A 19,809-nucleotide genomic window follows, 5' to 3' on the forward strand; every position below is an offset into this window, starting at 1 on the left:
CGACCGGTACCCTTCGCCCATGAGGACGGTCACCCTCGGCGCCCTCGCCGCGCACTTCGGACGCGACGTGGAACGCGGTGTCGCCAAAGCGGTCGGCATCGTCGAATCCGCGGCGCGCGACGGCGTCGACCTTCTCGTCTTCCCCGACGCCTCACTGGGCGGATACCTCGGCGATCTTCGACGACCCGACCCGGCCGAACTGCCCCCGGCGCTGTACCCGGACGGTCCGGAACTCGCGGCGATCGCAGCCGCCGCCGGTGACATGACCGTGTGCATCGGGTACACCGAAGCGGTCGACGACCAGCGGTTCAACACGGCCGTCTGTGTCACGGGAGACGGTGTCCTGGGCACGCACCGCAAGGTCCATCAACCCGCCGGCGAGGCGCTCGCCTACGCGGCGGGCGATCAGTTCGGCTCCTTCGACACCCCGGTCGGCCGTCTGGGCATGCTGATCGACTACGACAAGACGTTCCCGGAGTCGGCGCGCACGCTCGCGCTGGACGGCGCGCGGATCATCGCGGCGCTGTCGGCGTGGCCCGCCAGCGTCACCGATCGCGCCGCGCGCCTGCCCGCCGACCGCCAGTCCCGGCTGTTCGACCTCTACGACTGTGCCCGCGCCGCGGAGAATCAGGTGTTCGTCGTGTCGTCGAACCAGACCGGGGTCATGGGATCACTACGCTTCCTCGGACAGGCGAAGGTCGTCGGACCCGGCGGTGACATTCTGGCGACCACGCGATCGAAAGGCGGAATGGCGACGGTGACAGTCGATGTCGACGCCGAAGTCAACCGGGCGCGGCGTGTCCTGAGTCATCTCGCGGAACTCCGGCCGGACACCTACCGGTCGACGATGTCGGCGGACCAGCGATGAGCGGCACGCCGAGTCTACGCATCGCTCTCCTGACCTATTCGACGAAACCCCGTGGCGGCGTCGTCCATACGTTGAACCTGGCCGAGGCGATGGCTCGTCTCGGCGCCGAGGTGACGGTGTGGTCGCTCGCCCGCGGTGGCGACGAGGGCTTCTTCCGCGCGGTGGATCCGGCTGTGCGGGTGCGGCTCGTCCCGTTCCCCGACCGGGAGAACGAGACGATCACCGAACGCATCGTGCGGTCCATCGACACCCTGCGGGCCGCCTTCGAGCCGGCCGACTTCGACATCGTGCACGCCCAGGACTGCATCAGCGCCAACGCCGTCGGGACGTGCATCCGCACGATCCACCATCTCGACCAGTTCACGACACCGATCCTCGTCGACTGCCACGAGAAGGCCGTCGTCAACCCCTACGCCCGCATCTGTGTGTCGCGTGCGGTGGCCGACGAAGTCGAACAGGGCTGGGACTTGCATCCGACGGTGATCCCGAATGGCGTTGCCTACGAACGCTTCGCGAGCGCGGCGTCGGACTCCCCGGAGTCTCTCGAGGCACGACGACACTGGTCGGATCAGCTGGGCGACTATGTGCTCGCCGTTGGCGGAATCGAACCCCGCAAGGGCAGCATCGACCTTCTGGAGGCGTATGCCGTACTGCGCGAACGTCACCCGGGCCTGAAGCTCGTCTTCGCGGGCGGCGAGACCCTGTTCGACTACCGCGACTACCGTGCCGACTTCGACCGTCGGCGAGCTGAACTCGACGTCGAACCGATCGTGCTCGGGAATGTGCCCGACGACGACCTGCCGGCGCTGGTCGCCGCCTGCCGCGTGTTCACGTTCCCATCGGTGAAAGAGGGCTTCGGTCTCGCCGCGATGGAAGCCCTCGCGGCGGGGCGTCCGGTCGTCGCGCGAGACCTCCCCATCCTGCGGGAGGTGTTCGGCGAGACCGTCGCCTACGCCTCGACCGTCGCCGAACTGGCCGACGCCCTCGACGCCTCCCTCGTCCCGGACCACGACCGCATCGTGTCGGGCCGAAGCCTGGCCGCATCTCTCACGTGGGACGACGCGGCACGTCGGCACCTCGAGTTCTATGCGCGGCACCCCCATCCGGCGTCGCCGGTCGGCACCCACGGATGAGCCAGGCCCGTCGGACCGAACGCATCGGGATGCTGGCGGTCGCCCTGACCGCCATCCTGTGGGGCACGTCGGGTACCGCCGCCGCGATGGCGCCCGAACTCAGTGCCGTGACTGTCGGCGCCGTGGCCATGTGTGGCGGCGGCTTGTTGCAGGCGGCGGTCAACGCCCGCGGGATTCAGGCCGCGTGGTCGTCGGTGACGGCACAGTGGCGGGTCGCTCTTCTCGGTGGGATCTGCGTGCTGATCTACCCCCTCTGCTTCTTCGGGTCCATGCGGGTCGGCGGCGTCGCGCTCGGAACCGTCGTGTCGTTGGCGTCGGCTCCGCTGGTGTCGGCGGTCATCGAGCGCGTGGCCGACGGGCGGAGGCTGACCCTGCGGTGGACCATCGCATGCGCGCTCGGCATCGTCGGCAGTGCGGCGTTGGCCGTGTCGCGGAGCGAGTCGTCGCATGCGGACGGACTCAGCGGGAGCTCGTCGTCGGCGCTCGGCGTCGGCCTCGGCCTGCTCGCGGGCATCACCTACGCCGGGTTGTCGTGGGCGATGCGTCGGCTCATGAACAGGTCGGTGCCGCGCGGCGCCGCGGCCGGGACGGTCATGGGCTTGGGCGGGGTGTTCCTGCTGCCGGTCGTCGCGGTCGGGGTACCGGCCGTGGTCGCACACCCCGAAACCCTCGGCGTTCTCGCCTACCTCGTCCTGGTTCCGCAGTTCCTCGGGTACGTGCTGTTCAGTCGTGGACTCGGTCGGATCGACAGTTCGACCGCCACCACCATCACCCTGATCGAGCCTGCTGTCGCGACCGCACTGGCCGTCGGAGTGCTCTCCGAATCCATCACCGCGATCGGGTGGGTGGGTATCGCGATGCTGGCGACGGCGCTGGTCGTCCTGCTGGCTCCTCGCCTTCCGTCCGCAACCGGCCCGGCATCCACTAGCGTCGACGCAGGATCATCGACAGGGAGGTCGACGCATGAAGCAGTTCCGAGAGGCCGTCGAGGCGCGTGACGAGCAGGCGATGAGGGCGCTGCTCGCCGACGATGTGGTCTTCACCAGTCCGGTCGCATTCAAGCCGTATCCGGGCAAGGCCATCACGTCGGCCATCCTTCGGGGCGTGCTGCGGGTCTTCGAGGACTTCCGCTACATCCGCGAGATCAACGACGCCGGCGGACACGACTCGGCGCTCGTCTTCGAGGCCGTGGTCGGCGGCAAGAAGATCACCGGCTGCGACTTCATCCACGTCAACGACGACGGCAAGATCGACGACCTCATGGTCATGGTCCGCCCGCTGTCGGGTGCGCAGGCCGTCGCCGCGGCCATGGGGGCGCAGTTCGATCAGATCGCCGCCGAGGCCGCCGCGGAGTCAGAGAACACAGCGGAGTCCGAGGGGGTCAGCCAGTGAAACTCGGTCTGCAACTGGGCTACTGGGGCGCGCAACCGCCGACCCACCACGCCGAGATCGTCGCCGCGGCCGAGGCCTCCGGCTTCGACAGCATCTTCACCGCCGAGGCCTGGGGATCCGACGCCTACACCCCACTGGCCTGGCTCGGGTCGTCGACGGAACGCGTCCGGCTCGGGACGTCGGTGCTGCAACTCTCGGCCCGCACACCGACCGCGTGCGCGATGGCCGCGCTGACCCTCGACCACCTGTCCGGTGGTCGGCACATCGTCGGGCTGGGTGTGTCGGGACCGCAGGTCGTCGAAGGCTGGTACGGGCAGAAGTTCGCCAAGCCGCTGGCCCGGACGCGCGAGTACATCGACATCATGCGCCAGGTGTGGGCACGCGAGGCGCCGGTCAGCAGCGCCGGACCGCACTATCCCCTGCCGTTCGACGGGGAGGGCGCATCGGGACTGGGCAAGACGCTCAAGCCGATCACACACCCGCTGCGCAGCGACATCCCCGTCATGCTCGGTGCCGAGGGGCCGAAGAACGTCGCGCTCGCCGCGGAGATCGCCGATGGCTGGCTGCCACTGTTCTACACGCCGCGTATGGCCGACACGTACAACGAGTGGCTCGACGAGGGATTCGCCCGCCCGGGTGCACGACGCAGTCGCGAAGACTTCGAGGTGTGCGCAACCGCCCAGATCGTCGTCACCGATGACCGCGAGGGCACCTACGCCGCGATCAAACCGTTCCTGGCGCTGTACATGGGCGGGATGGGCAGTGAGGACACCAACTTCCATGCCGAGGTGTACCGCCGGATGGGGTACGCCGACGTCGTCGACGAGGTGACCGCACTCTTCCGCAGCAACCGCAAAGACGAAGCTGCGCAGATCATCCCCGACGCCGTGGTGGACGACTCGGCGATCGTCGGCGACCTGGACCACGTGCGTGAACAGATCAAGGTCTGGGAGTCGTGCGGGGTGACGATGATGCTCGTGTCGCCGGGCAGCGTCGCCGAGGTCGAACAACTCGCGGAGCTCATCCGCTGATGCTCTCCCCCGCCCGCATCACCGTCATCGACACGGTGGTCTCGTTCGACGCCCCGATCGAGGTCACCTTCGACTACCTCGCCGACCCGGCGAATCGACCGGAATGGCAGTCGAGCCTGCGCCGCATCGACGACCTGCGGCCGATCGGTGACCGGGCGGGTGACGTCGGCACCAGCTGGACCGACGTCACCGTCGTACCCGGGGTGTCGCCGCGGATGGAGGTGACCGCCTGTGAGTCTCGTCGACGGTGGCAGGAGATCGGACGGTGGCGGTCCGTTGATGCGGTCCTCACGTTGACGTTCGCTGAACGCGAGGCCCGCACCGACGTGCACGCCGAGGCGGTGCTGACGGTGCCCGCGATCGGTGGGCTGGTGCTGACCGCGACGCGGTGGCCGGCCGCGCAAGCCGTGCGGGCCGATCTCGAGCGCGCTGCTCGACTGTTGGCCGGTCGAGGCTCTCGGTGAGGGGCCGCGCCTCGGGTAGCGTTCCGAGGGTGAACATCAAGAACGTGACCCTCGCCCTCGGCACCGCACTCGTCCTGGCCGTCGCCGGTTGCAGCTCCGACTCCGACTCCGGCTCGGGCACAACCGAACCCACCGCGACCGCGGCGACCGGCGGCGCCGAGACCCCGGCAGCGGGGGCCGAGAGCTGCCCGACCGCACCCGCGAACGCCGATGCCACGCCGCAGTGGACCGAGCAGGGCACCACCGGTGGATTGCAGATGGTCGCGTCCACCGCGACCGAAGCCCCCAACATCACTGTCGAAAATCCGTTCAGCGTCGACGAGACCCAGGTCAAGACGCTCGTCGAGGGTGACGGCGCCGTCGTGCCGGACACCGCGTCGGTGTCGGTCTGCTATGTCGGCGTGAACGGCCGCACCGGCGAGACCTTCGACAGCGCCTACGCAAACGGCTCCCCCGTGACCTTCCCGCTCGACGGCGTGATCCCCGGGTTCAGCAAGGCCATCGCGGGACAGAAGGTCGGGTCGAAGGTGGGCGTCGCCATGACGTCGGCCGACGGTTACGCCTCCGGCAACCCACAGGCCGGTATCGAGGTCGGCGACACGCTCGTCTTCGAGATCAGCATCCTCGGGGCGTCGTAGAGGGTTGTAGCGCGCTAATCACTCTGGCGATTTCGGGTCACCAGGTGGCTTCGACACGGCGCCTCGCTTCGCTCGGTGCCGGCTCAACCAGCGGGGGTGGGCGCCTCGCTTCGCTCGGTGCCGGCTCAACCAGCGGGGGTGGACTTCTCGACCTCGACGCGCTCCTTCGTCGCTTGCTCGGCCCGGCGGCTTCGCTCGGTGCCGGCTCAATCAGCGGGGAGGGGCTCTGCTGAGGTCGTCGCCGTCGCTCTTCACCCGTTGGGGTCTGAGGTTGCGCACAGTTGGACCTCTGGCGTGCCAAAACGCGTCCCTCTCAGCGTGATCGAAGGGCATATTTCCCTTCGATCGTGCTCAGGGGGACGAGAATCTTTCCCCTGTCTCCCCTGACCTTGAGTTGCACGAGCAGCGAACCACGAAGGCCCCAGTCGTGAGATCGACTGGGACCCTTCGTGGCTCGTCGACCTCGACGCGCTCCTTCGTCGCTTGCTCGGCCCGGCGGCTATCGCTCCTCGCACGTCAGGGAGCGGTGGGTTGGTGCCTGCGCTACTCGCACCCCGGGGAGCGGTGGAGCGGCTCGCTCCTCGGGTGTGAGGAACCGTCAGATCTTGCGGTGCCGCAGGTTGATCGGCAGGCCGTCGGCGGGGGTCGGACCGGTGCCGTAGGTGAGTTCCGGGCGGTAACCGGCCGGGACGTCCCACTCGAAACGCAGCAGCATCTGGTGCAGGATCGACTTCACTTCCATGCCACCGAAATACAGGCCGATGCACTTGTGTGCGCCGCCGCCGAAGGGTGCCCACGCGAAGCGGTGGACCTTGTCCTCGCGGCGTTCGGCGGAGAAGCGCTCGGGATCGAAGTGGGTCGGGTTGGGCCACCATTCCTTGCGGAGCATCGTCGCCCACGGATGGATGGCGAGCAGCGTGCCCTTCGGGATGTAGTGACCGCAGATCTCGGTGTCCTCGATCGCCATCCGGAAGAGCATGCCGACCGGGGCGTTGAGGCGCAGCGTCTCCTTGAAGGCCAGCTCCATGCTGGGCAGCTTGTCGACGTCGTCGTAGTCGATCGTCGGCTTGTCGAGGGCCAGGGACTCCTCGCGCAGGCGCTGCTGCCACTCGGGGTGCTTGCCGAGGAAGTAGGTCATCATCGACAGCGCGATGGTGCTGGTGTCGTGTGCAGCCATCATCACGAAGATCATGTGGTTGACGATGTCCTCGTCGGAGAACGTCTCGCCCTCGTCGCTCTCGGCGTTGCAGAGCACGCTGAACAGGTCGTCGGCGTCGTTGCCGCGACGCAGCGGGATCTCGGAGCGGAAGTACTCCTGCAGCACCTCGCGGCCCCGGAGCCCCTTGGCCCAGGTCCAGTTGCCGACGTCCTTCCGCACGATCGCCTGACCGCCGCGAACCGCCGCCTCGAAGGCGTGCTCCAGTCGGTGGGCCTCGGACTCGCTGACGTGAGCACCCATGAAGACTTCGGTCGCCAGCGACAGGGTGAGGTCCTTGGTCCGGGAGTACATCTTGAAGCCGTTGCCCACCTCCCAGTTGGCGAGGGTCTTCTCGATGTGCGGGGTCATGATGTCGAGGTAGCCGGTGAGGCGGGGGCGGCTGAACGCCTGCTGCATGATGCGGCGGTGCTGCATGTGCTCGTCGAAGTCCATCAGCATCACGCCCCGGCGGAAGAACGGGCCGATCATCGGTTCCCAGCCGAGTTCGCTCGAGAACGCCTTCTTGCGGTTCATCCACACCGCTTCGATCGCGTCCGGACCGACGAGGGTGACCATGTTCATCCCCAGCGCACCCGACCAGGAGACCTGTCCGTACCGCTCGAAACGTTCCATCGCCGACTTGAGCGGGTCGACGAGCGCTTCGAGGGTGTTGCCGAGCCACGGAACCCCTGGGTCACCCATCACCGGCTTGAGATCGGATCCTGCGGGCGGCTCGGCCAGCGGACGCTCCGAGCTCGGGTACATGCTGCTCGCCTTCGCCAGCACGCTCTGGATCTGCTTCTTCCGACTCGTCATGTACCTGCCACTCCCCGTTGTTCCGATGTGCGTTACATCACTATGCACCATTGGAACGGATTTTAGCGTCTGTTTCAAGGGGGTTCGACAGACGGGGTGTTCACGCAGGTTGTGCGAGCGTGTCGGCCGGTCGTCTGGACGCGAGCACGCGGGGTGCCGAGACCCCCAGCGCGACCAGCACAACGAGACCCCAGAGCAGGTACGACGACCCGACGACGTGCTGCCACCAGACCCAGGACAGCTCGGCGTCGTACCGCTGCGGGATGCGCTGATGCGGCGCGACGGCGAAGATGACGAGTCCGGAACCGACGAGCCACCACCACATCGCCGACGCCGCGGGCCTGGTCGCGAGGTGGGACAACAAGATCAGCAGCGGGACCACCCAGACCCAGCTGTGGTCCCACGCGACCGGCGAGCAGTACAGCGCGGCGAACGCGACTGCCATCAGTGCCGCGACGTCGCGCGGCCCGGACAGCTGTGGACCTGCCGGTGCAACCGACAGCAGACGCCACGCGACCCAGGCGATGAACAGGCCGACGATCAGCGAAACGAGGAACCACGCAACGTCGGACTCGATGCCGAGCCTGCCGAGCTCACCCTTGATCGACTGGTTGTTCGCGAAGTGCGGGCTCCCGATGCGGTCGGTGTCGAAGAGGGTCGATGTCCAGTAGGTGCGCGAGTCGTTCGGTGTCAGGAGATGGCCGAGACCGGCGTAGGCGACCGCCGACGCCGCGGCCACGCCGAGTGCGCGCCAGTCCCGGCGGACGAGGAAGAACAACAGGAAGACCGCGGGGGTGAGCTTGATCGAGATGGCGAGTCCGACGAGCAGCCCGTTCCACCACTTGCCGCGGCCCAGCAGTACGTCGACGACGACGAGCGTCATCAGCACGATGTTGATCTGTCCGAAGTTGAGGGTGTCGCGGACGGGTTCGAGCCAGAGGCCGACCGTCGCGGCGGCCGTTGCGAGCCACCACAACTGGTGAGCAGGCCGCTCGACGAGGCAGGACAGGACGATGCGGCACACCACCAGCAGGCAGCCGATGGAGATCGCGGTGAACAGGGCCTGACCGAGGCCGAGTGGGACGACCGTGAAGATCGAGAACAGCGCTGCGGCAAGCGGTGGATACGTGAACGGGAGGTACGAGCCTTCCGCGAGTCGGGGCAGGATGCCGTACAGGTCGCCGCCGTCGAGCAGGACCTGTCCGCCCATGCGGTAGACGTCGAAATCGATGCGATACGGGGCCGGCGGTTGGTTCGGCAGCACGACGATGGCGACCGCCGAACTGATGAGGAAGACGGCGAGTGTCGCCCACCGGGCCCGGGCTGATCCCAGGTATCGATCCAGCGCACGTCGCGGGTTTACAGCAGCAGTCACGAGCCCTCACTTCCGAGCGGGATCGTATCGCGGAGGGCGTGCGATTCAGGGTGGCCGGGCCGTGGCCGTGTAGTCGGGCGGTGCGGATCTCACGGGGACTTGTCGGTCGTCGGACAGTCGAAGGGTGGTCGCGCGTTCTGCGGTGGGGGTCGGTCGATGGGACCGTGGCGAGTCAGTGGTCGAGCGTCGCCCGGATCGGGCGAAGGGCGGGTCAGGCGGCTCCGGGTTTGCGTCGATCGGCCGGCATGATGTCGACCATGCCGTCGTCCGGATAGCCGTCGAGCATGATCGTCGCGACCGCGCCGAGCGCGCGGTCCCAGGCCAGCGTCATGGCCGGGGTCCAGGACTCGCCACCGATTTCGCTCATCGCGGCGATCATGCATTCCGCGACCGCCGTGTACATCGGTCTGGTGACACCGAGACCGGCGTGTCGCCGCCCCAACGCGTGCAGAGTCGTCGTCAGCCACTCGGCGTCGTCGAGATGCTCCACGACCGAGACGACGGCGCTGCGCAACATCTCGGCCTGGGCCCGGGTGTCGCGACCGAACATGGCGCGAACGGTGGGATAGCGGTCGAACAGGATCTCGTAGAAGCGAACGGTGAGGCCCGCGTCGGGAAGATCGACGAGTGCCAGGCTGCGTTCGAGCAGTTGTTTGTCCATGCACGGACCTTGGTGCACCGGCATTGCGACTGGGCACGCTGCGGGGAAGGCCGAGGTAACAGTGGTCTCACAGCGAACCGCAGCCGGTGTGAGGTTCGGGATTGTTCGGGCGATTGGTCCGTCTTCAGAGGTTCTCAGCTGTCCCAGTCGACCGTGCGGGCCATGTTCAGCAGACGGCGTCGACGTGTCTCCCCCGTCGCACCCACCCACGCGATGAGGCCGTAGACGTGTGCGCGGAAGTCCGGGTGCTCGTCGTGATTCTGCGACGACGCCCCGTGTCGGCGGGCGTTGTGGAGCAGGGCCCGCAGATTGTCGTAGTCGGATCTGGCGACCTGCGGACGGTCGTTGACGACGAGACCGGCGAGCTGTTGGCGCTGATGGCTGTGCATGATCCGGACCTTCTCCGGGTGGACGGTGAACCGCTCGTCTTCGACGATGCGGAGCACGGTCCACAGCGCGCGGTCGGCGTTCATCGCGTCGCCCGAGATCGCGAGGTCGTCGCCGTAACGGGTGTAGCGGAGGCCGTGACGGCGGGCGTACCCGTCGAGCCGCCGATCGAGCCGCCGCATCACGAGGTTCGCCAGATGCGGCGAGGTCGGCGCACCTTGCGGCAGATGCCGTTCCCGGAGAAGGGCTGCGTGCGTGTGATCGATACCGCGGAGTTCGTCCACAGGCGTTGCCGTGGTACACAATTCGGCGAGCAGGCGCGCGATATGCGGCGGGTAGCCGGCCTGCCGGAACACTGCTCGGACGCGCGATACGGTGATCGTCTCGAAGCAATGCCGGAGGTCGACGCGCAGCAGCACGGGACGGTCCGTGTGCGGCCAGGCGAAAGCAGCCGGTGACGACCCGGGTACGAAACCGCGCGCCGCGGGATGTGCCGGAATGCGCTCGACCAACCGTCTGAGCAGGCGCCGTTGCGTCTCGCGCATACGGGGTTTCGGAGCTTCGATGACCCGGACACCGTCCCGCTTCTCACGCCGCCAGATTCGGTAGTGACGCAACGGCGGGCGCGCCGTTCGTAGCCATTGGCCGCGGTCGGCGAACCATTCGAGCTCGGGCACGGTGAAGTCGAGCCAGTGCGCGAACTGCTCGACATCGTAGAGATCGGGCAGAGCGTCGGACACCGTTCCCGCAGAACGTGGTTCGTGCACGATGACGGGTTGAGCGGCGACGTGTGCCGGGTGGGTCCACGGCGCGAGGGCCTGGATCATCCCGGTCGCGGGATGTCGCGGTTCGTGAGGCGAGAGTTCGATGATGCGGGCGGCGACTTCGGAGGTGACCTCAGCGGGCAGGACCGCTCTCACTGCCGCCAGGATCTCCGGCCACGTCCAGGCGGTATAAGTGCGCGAGAAGGCCGCAGCGACTTCCGCTGCCTCATGCGGTTGCAGGAACGGTTCGGTCACGGCGCCGTGTCGCGTCGTGGGCTGTCGTGGTGATGAACGACGGATGGGGTGACCAGAACTGTGCAGCGGCGCCGTGTGGCACGTGCAGCGTGCGCGCCGGCGTCGGACGCGGGGACCAGCTGTGAAGTGCACCCAGGGGTTACCCCTGAGACGGATCGCGACGATCCACTCTCACCTTGCCCGTCGTTCATCAACCGACATGGTGCCACGGCGGTGAGACAGCCGAGGCGAGGACGCAGATCTGCGCGGGTTCACCGACGTCGCTCGCACTGAGGTCGAGGTCTGGTAGACCCGGTGTCTGTGGGTAGCTATGAGATTCGGCCGGTGGTTGCAGGCGACATCGATCAGATCTCGAGCCTGCACACCGCCATCTGGAAGGCCACGTATGCGGGAATGGTGGCTCAGGACCGGCTCGATGCGCTCACTCCTGCGGAGTCGGCCTCACGCTGGCGACAGACTGTCGGAGACCTCGCAGGCCATGCTGGGCGCGGCATCCGCATCCGGTGCGCGACCTCACTCGACACGCAGGAGATGGTCGGTTTTGCAGCAAGCGGCCCGGCTCGCGACCACGACGTTCCCGCACCGACCGAATTGTGGTCTCTGAATGTCGTTCCCCGCCAGCACGGCACCGGTGTGGCGATGGACTTGATGACCTCAGTGCTCGGCGGAACGGATATCCCGGCCTACCTCTGGGTTGCACGCGACAACGCGCGGGCAGTGGCCTTCTATCGCAAACACGGATTCGAACTCGACGGGGCCACACGTCACGACTCCGGCTGGGATTGTCACGAAGTACGCATGAACAACGCACAGTGATGACCGCCCGACCAACAGCACCCACTGGCGCACCTGAACCCCGGTACTGCTCGCGCGATCCTGCTCGCTTGTTGACCGACAGACTGCAACTCGACCGGTAGACATCGATCGAAGTCCATAGGTCGAGTTGAAGTCTGTCGGTCGCGGGGGCTGGTTGCTGGACCCTTCGAGGCTCGTCGACCTCGACGCGCTCCTTCGTCGCTTGCTCGGCCCGGCGGCTTGCGCTCCTCGCACTTCAGGGAGCGGAAGAAGGCTCGTCACTTAGGGTTTGGGAGCCTCGGTCGCCGGACCCTTCGTGGCTCGTCGCTATCGCTCCTCGCACCTCAGGGAGCGTTGGGAGGCCGACGTACTCGGCGAGGTGCTCGCCGGTGAGCGTGGACCGGTCGGCGACGATGTCGGCGGGCGTGCCCTCGAAGACGATCCGGCCGCCGTCGTGGCCGGCGCCCGGGCCGAGGTCGATGATCCAGTCGGCGTGGGCCATCACGGCCTGATGGTGTTCGATGACGATCACCGACTTCCCGGAGTCGACGAGACGGTCGAGCAGCCCGAGGAGCTGTTCCACATCGGCGAGGTGGAGGCCCGTGGTGGGCTCGTCGAGGATGTAGACGTCGCCCTTCTCCCCCATGTGACTGGCCAACTTCAGGCGCTGGCGTTCGCCGCCGGACAGGGTGGTCAGCGGTTGACCGACCTTGATGTAGCCGAGCCCGACGTCGACCATCCGGTGCAGGATCTTGTGTGCTGACGGGAGTTTGGCGTCGCCGTCGGCGAAGAAGGCCTCCGCCTGGGCGACCGACATCTCGAGCACTTCGCTGATGTTGCGGTCGCCGAAGGTGTAGTCGAGCACCTCGGCCTGGAATCGCTTGCCCTCGCACACCTCGCAGGGCGCGGCGACGCCGGCCATCATCGCGAGGTCGGAGTAGACGACGCCTGCACCGTTGCAGTTGGGGCAGGCACCCTCCGAGTTCGCGCTGAACAAGGCGGGTTTCACGCCGTTGGCCTTCGCGAACGCCTTGCGGATCGGCTCGAGCAGACCGGTGTAGGTCGCCGGATTGGAACGCCGCGACCCCTTGATGGCGCTCTGGTCGATGGAGACGACCCCATCCTCCTTGGCGACCGTCGAGTTGATCAACGAACTCTTGCCCGAGCCCGCAACGCCGGTGAGCACGACCAGCACACCGAGCGGGATGTCGACGTCGACATCGCGCAGATTGTTGGCGTCGGCCCCGCGGACCTCGAGATGACCACTGGGCGTGCGGACCTCGTCCTTGACGGCGGCGCGGTCCTCCAGATGGCGCCCGGTGAGCGTGTCCGCGGCCCGCAGTTCGTCGACGGTGCCTTCGAACACGATCGTGCCGCCGTCGGTGCCCGCTCCCGGGCCGATGTCGACAACGCGGTCGGCGATCGCGATCACCTCCGGCTTGTGCTCGACCACCAGCACCGTGTTGCCCTTGTCCCGCAATGCGCGCAGCAGATCGTTCATCCGGGTGATGTCGTGCGGGTGCAGACCGATCGACGGCTCGTCGAACACATAGGTCACGTCGGTCAGCGACGAACCCAGGTGACGGATCAGCTTGGTGCGCTGCGCCTCTCCGCCGGACAGGGTGCCGGCCGGGCGTTCCAGGGACAGGTAGCCGAGTCCGATGTCGACGAACGCGTTGAGGTGGTCTCGCAGCGCGGTGATCAGCGGGGCCGCGGACGGATCGTCGAGTTCGGCGACCCACTGGGCGAGATCGCTGATCTGCATCGCGCATGCGTCGGCGATGCTGATGCCCTTGATCTTCGACGAACGGGTCTCGGCGGTGAGGCGGGTGCCCTCACAGTCCGGGCACTTCGCGAAGGTGATCGCGCGATCGACGAAGGCGCGGATGTGCGGCTGCATCGCCTCACGGTCCTTGCTCAACATCGACTTCTGGATCTTCGGGATCAGACCCTCGTAGGTGATGTTGATGCCCTCGACCTTGATCGTGGTGGGCTCTTTGTAGAGCAGGTCGTTGAGTTGCTTCTTGGTGTACTTGGCAATTGGCTTGTCGGGGTCGAAGAAGCCGCAGCCGCGGTAGATCCGGCCGTACCAGCCGTCCATGGAGTAGCCGGGGATCGTCAGCGCGCCCTCGTTGAGCGACTTCGACGAGTCGTACAGCGCGGTGAGGTCGAAGTCGGAGACCTCGCCGCGGCCCTCGCATCGTGGGCACATCCCGCCGGTGATGGAGAAGCTCCGACGCTCCTTGACCTTCTGCCCGCCCTTCTCGATGGTCACCGCACCCGCCCCGCTGATCGAGGCGACGTTGAACGAGAAGGCCTGAGGCGAACCGATATGCGGAGTTCCCAAGCGACTGAACAGGATACGCAGCATCGCGTTCGCGTCGGTGGCCGTGCCGACGGTCGACCGGACGTTGGCACCCATCCGCTCCTGGTCGACGATGATCGCCGTCGTCAGACCCTCCAGGATGTCGACGTCCGGACGAGCCATCGACGGCATGAATCCCTGGACGAACGCACTGTACGTCTCGTTGATGAGGCGCTGGGATTCCGCCGCGATGGTGCTGAAGACCAGTGAACTCTTCCCGGAACCCGACACCCCGGTGAAGACCGTCAGCCGACGCTTCGGCAGATCGACGCTGACGTCCTTGAGGTTGTTCTCCCGGGCGCCGTGGACGCGGATGATGTCGTGCGTGTCGGCGGGGTGGATGCCGTCGGCCCGCACGGCGTCGACCTTCCGTGCGGGACGGGTGGCGGTTCGGCTCATCGTCTCTCCATCAATGTGGCGACCGCGGGCGGGCGGTCGTCGACGTTCGGGGTGCTCGTGTCATTCCGGAGGTCCGTTGGCACGAGGTCGGTGCGCGGACTCCCGGTCGATCTAACCAGGGTGGCGGGCGCCGGCGCGGGGCATTGTCGGTCGACGACCGCGCCGAGTGCTTCCGGGGGCGGGTATCGACCGCGTCCGCACATCTCTCAGCCGGCCTGGTCGATACGGATGAGGTTGCCCGCCGGGTCACGAACGGCGGCGTCGCGCACGCCATACGGCTGATCCATCGGCTCCTGCACGATGTCGACGCCGCTTGACTGCAACTTGTCGAACAGCCCGTCGAGGTCGTCGGTCGCCAGCGTCAGCGCGCCGTAACTCCCCTTGGCGATCAACTCGAGGATCGTCTGGCGTTCCTCCTCGGAGATACCGGGATCGGCAGCCGGCGGATGCAGGACGATCGACGTGCCCGGCTGTCCGGGCGGGCCGACGGTCAGCCACCGCATGCCCTCGTAGCCGACATCCTTGCGGAGTTCGAAACCGAGGAGGTCACGGTAGAAGCCCAAGGCGGCGTCGCCATCGGTGTGTGGGAGGAAGGTGTACTGGATCGTGATGTTCATGGGATCAGGCTAGGCAGTCTCACCCGCGCTGTGCTTCTCGATTCCTGATCGGTCTCGTGATGTTCTTCGCCAGGCACGCCGGTATGCCGTCCGTCGCGTCGGCCGACTGTTCGCGATAGACCGTCGGCGGTACCCCGACGAGTTCGGTGAACCGGGTGCTGAAGGTGCCCAACGACGAGCAGCCCACCTCGAAGCAGACCTCGGTGACGGTCAGGTCGCCGCGCCGCAGCAGCGTCATCGCCCGTTCTATGCGGCGAGTCATCAAGTACGAGTAAGGCGATTCGCCGTAGGTCTGGCGGAACTTCCGGCTCAGGTGACCGGCCGACATGTTCACCCCGCGCGCGAGCGCCTCGACGTCGAGCGGCTGCGCGTACTCGCGGTCGATGCGATCGCGTACCTGACGCAGCAGGGTCAGGTCGCGCAGGCGCTGATCGGAGTCGGTTCGCGGCACGGATTGATCGTAGTGCGCTCAGACCTCGAGCACCGCCGAGATGTCCGCGCAAAGGGCGTCGAGACGGCGTGCGGCCTCGTCCCGCGGTACGGCGCCATCCGGGCAGTCGAGGACGACTTCGAGATAGCACTTCAGTTTCGGCTCGGTACCGGAGGGACGCACGATGACGCGGTCGTCGGCGGCCGTCCGCACCAGGACGCCGTCGGTCGGCGGCAGGTCAGCGGATCCATGTGCCAGGTCGCGGTTCTCCACCACCGGCGAGCCGGCCAGTCGTTCGATCGGTGAGGAACGCAGGCGCTGCATCATCTCGCCGATCAGCGCGGTGCCCTCGACGCGGATCGTCAACGGTGCGGTGGCATGCAGGCCGTGGCGACGGGCGAGCCGGTCGAGCTCGTCGGTCAGCGTGCGGCCATCCCTCCCGAGTTCCTCGACGAGGGAGATGACCCGGACCATCGCACCGATGCCGTCCTTGTCGCGGACGGTGTCGGGGTCGGTGCAATAGCCGATCGCCTCCTCGTAACCGAAACGCAGGCCGGGAGTTCGGGCAATCCACTTGAAGCCGGTGAGCGTCGCGGCGAACCGCAGCCCGTGGTCCGCGGCGATCCGGCCGAGCAGCCGGCTCGACACGATCGAACACGCCAGGGTGTCGCCGTGGCGCGTCGCGTCCCGTGCCGCCTGCTCCCCCAGCAGCGCGCCGATCTCGTCGCCGGTCAGCTGTCGCCACTGCCCATCGGGACCGACCGTCGCCACCGAGCAGCGGTCGGCGTCGGGGTCGAGGGCGATCACGACGTCCGCGTCGACGTCGCGTGCGAGATCGAGTGCGAGGTCGAGGGCACCGGGCTCCTCCGGGTTCGGGAACGGCACCGTCGGGAAGTCCGGATCGGGAGCGGACTGCGCCGCCACCACGTGGACGTCGCCGATTCCCGCGGCCCGCAACACGTCTCGGGCGACCGCACCCCCGACCCCGTGCATCGGCGTCAGTACGACGCGCACCGGCGACGGACCGCCGACGGGTCGTAGCCGCGCGGTGCGCTCGACATAGGTACGGACCGTCTCGTCATCGAGGTGGATGACCGCCGCGGGGTCGCGGGACACTTCGTCGGCGGGCGGTGACTGCGCGATCCGGTCCGCGATGTCGGCGTCGGCAGGAGCGATGATCTGCACTCCCCTGCCCGCATCGTCGGTGACACGCCCGCCGAGATACACCTTGTAACCGTTGTCGGCCGGTGGGTTGTGCGAGGCCGTGATCATCACACCGGCGTCGCAGTCGAGCGCACGCGTCGCATGAGCGGTGACCGGCGTCGGCAACCGGGGTGGCAGCGCGAACACCGTGAGCCCCTGCGCCGCAAGCACTTCGGTCGCCGCGTCGAAGAACTCGGCGGATCCGTGCCGGGCGTCGCACCCGACCACGACACGCGCGTCGGGACCGACCGTGTCGAGCAGATACCGCGCGACACCGGCCGTGGCTCGGGTGACCACGGCGACGTTCATCCGCGACTCGCCCGCACCGACCTCCCCGCGCAGGCCGGCGGTGCCGAAGGTCAGCGGTCCGCGGAAGCGGGAGGCGAGATCGTCGGCAGCGGCGACGTCACCGGTCACGGCCGCGTCGATCAGTTCGGTCAGCACGGCTCGGGTCGACGGATCCGGATCGTGGTCCCGCCAGTGTCGCACGGTCGCGAACAGGTCGGCCCGGGTCACCGGATGCGGCGACCCGGCTCGACGCGGTCACCCAGTGCCACCCGGGCACCACGCAGGATCTGCGTGTCCATCCCGACCAACGTGATCTTCTCGGTCGGGACCGGGCGTGTCCGCGGGTGCCCGCCGATCACCGCGTTCGGGCCGACGCGCACCCGTTCGTCGAGGACAGACCATGCGACCGACGCGCCCGCGCCGATGACAACGTCGCCGAAGATCACCGAATCGGCCACGACCGCACCCTTTTCGACGACCACCCCCGGTCCGAGAACACTGCGTCGGACCGTTCCGTGCACGTGGGCGCCGCTGCTGACGAGACTGTCCTCGACGACCGCCCCGGTCTCGATACGCGCGGCCGGGCGCTGCGGCTGGTTGGTGAGGATCGGCCGGTCGGCGCGGAAGACGTCGAGGGACCCGTCGATGAGGTCGCGGTGGGCCTGCAGGTAGGTCTCGGGACGGCCGGCGTCGATCCAGTACCCCGGCATCGCGTGGGCCACCGTCTTGCCGCGGTCGACGAACCAGGGCACCAGGTGTTCGCCGAAGTCGCCCAGGCCGGTGTCGTCCTTCGGGGACCCCTCGGTCGTCCGGCTCTCCAGGTACTCGAGACCCTCGATGAGCACGGCCGGGTCGTAGACGAAGATCTCGGTGGCGATCGTGCGCGTGGTGGCGCGTTCGGGTTTGTAGCGGAACTCGCGGACGGTCCCGTCGCGGCGGGCTTTCACGGTGGCGTGCTGCGCGGCCTCGTCGAGCGGACACGTCGTGGTGACCACAGTGCATTCGGCGCCGTGGCGGCGGTGGGTCTCGATGGCGTCGCGGAAGTCGAAGTCGTAGACGTGGTCGGCGCTCATGACGATGACCTCGGCCGGCGCGTGTTCGGCGATGCGGCCGCGGATGCGGTACAGCAGGTCGGCGTTGCCGGTCGCGAAGCCGTCTTCGGTTTCCGGGGCGTCGGTCTGTTCCGGCATCACCACGCGCAACCCGCCGTTGGTGCGGTCCAGATCCCAGGGACGGCCACCCGCCACGATCTGGGTGATGGTCTCGGCCTCGTACTGCACGCACAACCACACGTCGTCGATGTGACTGTGGTGCAGGTTGGACAGCGGAAAGTCGATGAGCTGATAGTTGCCCGCGAACGGCAACGCGGGTTTCGCCCGCCGATCGGTCAGCACCTCCATCCGCGAACCACGTCCACCGGCCTGCACGATCGCGAGAACCTCCGAATACCGCATCACCCCAGTCTGCCCCACGCCGCCGGGTTTGCCCGGATACCGTGGCCGACGGAACTCGACGACAAGCGACGAGGAGGTACGAGCAGTGACGCGCATCCACCGGGCCGAGCACGCGACGACGGAGCGTGTGGAGGTCGACTGCCTCGTGATCGGCGGCGGCATCGTCGGGCTGGCGGTGGCGCGGGCATTCGCCCGGCGAGGACGCGACGTCATCGTCCTCGAGGCCGCGGATTCGGTTGGCGCGCAGACGACCTCGCGGAGCTCGGAGGTGATCCACGCCGGCATCTACTACCCCGAGGGCAGCCTGAAGGCGGAACTGTGCGTCCGCGGTCGCGAGCAGTTGACCCGATTCTGCGACGAGCACGGCGTCTCGTGGGCGCGGCCGGGCAAACTCATCGTCGCCACCGACGGCACCCAGAGCGAACGCCTCGACGTCTTGCTCCGACACGGTCTGGCCAACGGCGTTTCCGACCTCCGGCGGATCGGAGTGGACGAACTGCGCGACCGGGAACCGGCAGTCGAAGGGGTCGCGGCACTGTTCTCACCGTCGACCGGGATCGTCGACGTCGACGGTGTGGTGCGTGCGCTGGTGCGTGACCTGGAGGCACACGGTGGCGCGATCGCGTTGCGCAGCAGAGTGATCGGCGGACAGATCGACGCACACGGCGTCACCGTGCAGACATCGGACGGTGAATCGGCCTCCGCCCGGACGCTCGTCAACTGTGCCGGGATCGGCGCGTGGGAGGTGGCCCGGGCGCTGGCCGGCTTCGGCGGCCGGATCCCGCCGCGCTTCCTCGCCAAGGGGAATTACTTCGGGTTGTCCGGCGTCCGGGCGCCGTTCCGTCACCTCGTCTACCCGATCCCCGCCGACGGCGGATTGGGCGTGCACTTCACGATGGATCTCGCCGGCGAGGCCCGATTCGGCCCCGACGTCGAATGGCTGAACTCGTCCCCCGACGAGACGATTGCCGGAGAGGTACTCGACTACGCCGTCGACGAGGCGCGCGCCGACGCATTCGAACGAGCCATCCGCACGTACTGGCCGCACTTGCCGGCCAACGCCCTGGTGCCCGCCTACGCCGGGATCCGGCCCAAGGTCGCCGGGCCGGGTGCCGGTGCCGGTGACTTCGTGATCCAGGGGCCGCGGTCACACGGCATCGCGGGCCTGGTCAACCTCTTCGGTATCGAGTCGCCGGGCATCACGTCATCGTTGGCGATTGCCGACCATGTCGTCGGTCTGGTCACGCCCCCGACGACGTGACCAGACCGACCGGGA

The 19,809-nt window shown here is 67.8% G+C and carries 18 protein-coding genes; 9 read left to right on the forward strand and 9 right to left on the reverse strand.

Features of this window, described 5'->3' with window-relative positions; translation table 11 throughout:
* The first annotated feature begins 19 nt into the window (after positions 1–19).
* From KB201_RS15455 to KB201_RS15485, 7 genes are read left to right on the forward strand one after another with little or no spacing between them, the layout of a single operon-like run.
* Positions 20–868: a carbon-nitrogen hydrolase family protein gene (locus KB201_RS15455; protein ID WP_211539705.1), complete on the forward strand. Its 849-nt coding sequence runs from the start codon at positions 20–22 to the stop codon at positions 866–868.
* Positions 865–2,001 (forward strand): MSMEG_0565 family glycosyltransferase, encoded by a 1,137-nt coding sequence (locus KB201_RS15460; protein WP_211539707.1) that lies wholly within the window; start codon positions 865–867, stop codon positions 1,999–2,001. The genes KB201_RS15455 and KB201_RS15460 overlap by 4 nt, the downstream gene beginning before the upstream one ends.
* A complete protein-coding gene (locus KB201_RS15465; protein ID WP_211539709.1) occupies positions 1,998–2,999 on the forward strand; it encodes a DMT family transporter in 1,002 nt (333 codons plus the stop codon). The genes KB201_RS15460 and KB201_RS15465 overlap by 4 nt, the downstream gene beginning before the upstream one ends.
* Positions 2,965–3,393, forward strand: coding sequence for a nuclear transport factor 2 family protein (locus KB201_RS15470; protein ID WP_068971281.1), 429 nt, complete (start codon positions 2,965–2,967; stop codon positions 3,391–3,393). Before KB201_RS15465 ends, KB201_RS15470 begins: the two co-directional genes overlap by 35 nt.
* Positions 3,390–4,424, forward strand: a complete 1,035-nt coding sequence (locus KB201_RS15475) for an LLM class F420-dependent oxidoreductase (RefSeq protein WP_211539711.1) — start codon at positions 3,390–3,392, stop codon at positions 4,422–4,424. Before KB201_RS15470 ends, KB201_RS15475 begins: the two co-directional genes overlap by 4 nt.
* A complete protein-coding gene (locus tag KB201_RS15480; RefSeq protein WP_211539714.1) occupies positions 4,424–4,888 on the forward strand; it encodes an SRPBCC family protein in 465 nt (154 codons plus the stop codon). Before KB201_RS15475 ends, KB201_RS15480 begins: the two co-directional genes overlap by 1 nt.
* A gap of 29 nt (positions 4,889–4,917) precedes the next feature.
* Positions 4,918–5,526 carry an FKBP-type peptidyl-prolyl cis-trans isomerase gene (locus KB201_RS15485; RefSeq protein WP_211539716.1) on the forward strand — a complete coding sequence of 203 codons (609 nt, stop codon included), beginning with the start codon at positions 4,918–4,920 and terminating at the stop codon, positions 5,524–5,526.
* Positions 5,527–6,124: 598 nt separating this feature from the next.
* Here the strand turns inward: KB201_RS15485 and KB201_RS15490 are convergent.
* From KB201_RS15490 to KB201_RS15505, 4 genes are all read right to left on the reverse strand, one after another.
* Positions 6,125–7,540 (reverse strand): cytochrome P450, encoded by a 1,416-nt coding sequence (locus tag KB201_RS15490; RefSeq protein ID WP_211539718.1) that lies wholly within the window; start codon positions 7,538–7,540, stop codon positions 6,125–6,127.
* Positions 7,541–7,640: 100 nt separating this feature from the next.
* Positions 7,641–8,915, reverse strand: a complete 1,275-nt coding sequence (locus KB201_RS15495; protein WP_211539720.1) for a glycosyltransferase 87 family protein — start codon at positions 8,913–8,915, stop codon at positions 7,641–7,643.
* 211 nt (positions 8,916–9,126) lie between these two features.
* Positions 9,127–9,576: a globin domain-containing protein gene (locus KB201_RS15500; protein ID WP_211539722.1), complete on the reverse strand. Its 450-nt coding sequence runs from the start codon at positions 9,574–9,576 to the stop codon at positions 9,127–9,129.
* A 134-nt stretch (positions 9,577–9,710) separates the two neighbouring features.
* Entirely contained in the window at positions 9,711–10,982 is a 1,272-nt protein-coding gene (locus tag KB201_RS15505; protein ID WP_211539724.1) for a reverse transcriptase family protein, read from the reverse strand.
* A 324-nt stretch (positions 10,983–11,306) separates the two neighbouring features.
* On the opposite strand from KB201_RS15505, the gene KB201_RS15510 reads away from it, so the two are divergent.
* On the forward strand, positions 11,307–11,798 hold the full coding sequence (locus tag KB201_RS15510) for a GNAT family N-acetyltransferase (protein WP_307848078.1): 492 nt from the start codon (positions 11,307–11,309) through the stop codon (positions 11,796–11,798).
* Positions 11,799–12,033: 235 nt separating this feature from the next.
* Here KB201_RS15510 and KB201_RS15515 read toward each other — a convergent pair whose 3' ends face one another.
* The 5 genes from KB201_RS15515 to KB201_RS15535 all read right to left on the reverse strand — a co-directional run bounded on the left by KB201_RS15515 (position 12,034) and on the right by KB201_RS15535 (position 18,533).
* Positions 12,034–14,541 (reverse strand): excinuclease ABC subunit UvrA, encoded by a 2,508-nt coding sequence (locus KB201_RS15515; RefSeq protein ID WP_249145727.1) that lies wholly within the window; start codon positions 14,539–14,541, stop codon positions 12,034–12,036.
* Positions 14,542–14,747: 206 nt separating this feature from the next.
* Positions 14,748–15,158: a VOC family protein gene (locus tag KB201_RS15520; protein ID WP_058250458.1), complete on the reverse strand. Its 411-nt coding sequence runs from the start codon at positions 15,156–15,158 to the stop codon at positions 14,748–14,750.
* Between the two features lie 19 nt (positions 15,159–15,177).
* The gene (locus KB201_RS15525; RefSeq protein ID WP_058250457.1) at positions 15,178–15,609 is read right to left on the reverse strand and encodes a helix-turn-helix transcriptional regulator; all 432 of its coding nucleotides are present in this window, start codon (positions 15,607–15,609) and stop codon (positions 15,178–15,180) included.
* Positions 15,610–15,627: 18 nt separating this feature from the next.
* Positions 15,628–17,307, reverse strand: a complete 1,680-nt coding sequence (locus tag KB201_RS15530) for a phospho-sugar mutase (RefSeq protein ID WP_374193938.1) — start codon at positions 17,305–17,307, stop codon at positions 15,628–15,630.
* On the reverse strand, positions 17,304–18,533 hold the full coding sequence (locus KB201_RS15535) for a glucose-1-phosphate adenylyltransferase family protein (protein ID WP_211539726.1): 1,230 nt from the start codon (positions 18,531–18,533) through the stop codon (positions 17,304–17,306). Before KB201_RS15535 ends, KB201_RS15530 begins: the two co-directional genes overlap by 4 nt.
* A 28-nt stretch (positions 18,534–18,561) precedes the next feature.
* On the opposite strand from KB201_RS15535, the gene KB201_RS15540 reads away from it, so the two are divergent.
* Positions 18,562–19,794, forward strand: coding sequence for an NAD(P)/FAD-dependent oxidoreductase (locus KB201_RS15540; RefSeq protein ID WP_211539728.1), 1,233 nt, complete (start codon positions 18,562–18,564; stop codon positions 19,792–19,794).
* The last annotated feature ends 15 nt before the right edge of the window (positions 19,795–19,809 follow it).

Origin of the sequence: Gordonia sp. SCSIO 19800, assembly GCF_018132775.1 — a bacterium.
Lineage (GTDB): Bacteria > Actinomycetota > Actinomycetes > Mycobacteriales > Mycobacteriaceae > Gordonia > Gordonia hongkongensis.